This window comes from Mesorhizobium sp. M4B.F.Ca.ET.089.01.1.1 (assembly GCF_004022605.1).
In the GTDB taxonomy this organism is placed as follows: Bacteria; Pseudomonadota; Alphaproteobacteria; order Rhizobiales; family Rhizobiaceae; genus Mesorhizobium; species Mesorhizobium abyssinicae.
The window spans coordinates 1-515 of sequence record NZ_RZOS01001308.1 but is presented as its reverse complement, the minus strand read 5'-3'; the positions used below and the strand labels follow the sequence as shown (position 1 = coordinate 515).

Here is a 515-nt window from a genome sequence, read left to right as displayed (position 1 = left end):
GTCCTGCCGGACATCTCCCCCACGAGGGGGGAGATTGGCAGCTTTGCCGCCGGCTCTCACCTTTGCGACCTTGGAGGTTGGCGAAGGCCGTCATGATTGCTGATCTCCCACCCGTGGGGGAGATGGCCGGCAGGACAGAGGGGGCGCGAAGGACCGCGCCTCTCAGATCAATCCACACCACCCACGAGCGCCCCATGCCCCGCTACGCCACCATCATCACTGCCGACGACGGAAGCGACACCGTCAGCGCCATCGGCATCTTCGAGGGCGCCGCCAGGCCGCTGCGCCCCGGATGCGTCGAGGAAGTCGCGCCGGGCGTGCTGATCGGCATGGTGCGCGGCGGGCCGGTCGACCCGGTCGGCGGTTTCGGTTTTCCGTTGGGGGCGCAGGGCGGTCGAATGATCGGCATCGCCAGGATGGCGAGGCCCGACAGGCGCGAGCCGGCCGCCGCCCCGATCGAAGCCGCGCCGACCGGCGCGGCGGCATCTGCCGAGGGCGCGGATGCGGGCGCGGAT

The 515-nt window shown here is 71.3% G+C and carries 1 protein-coding gene; it reads left to right on the top strand.

Features of this window, described 5'->3' with window-relative positions; genetic code table 11:
- Nucleotides 1–194: 194 nt before the first annotated feature.
- Nucleotides 195–515, top strand: a 321-nt coding sequence (locus EN780_RS39475; protein ID WP_189557157.1) for a hypothetical protein, incomplete at its 3' end; no start/stop codon positions are given.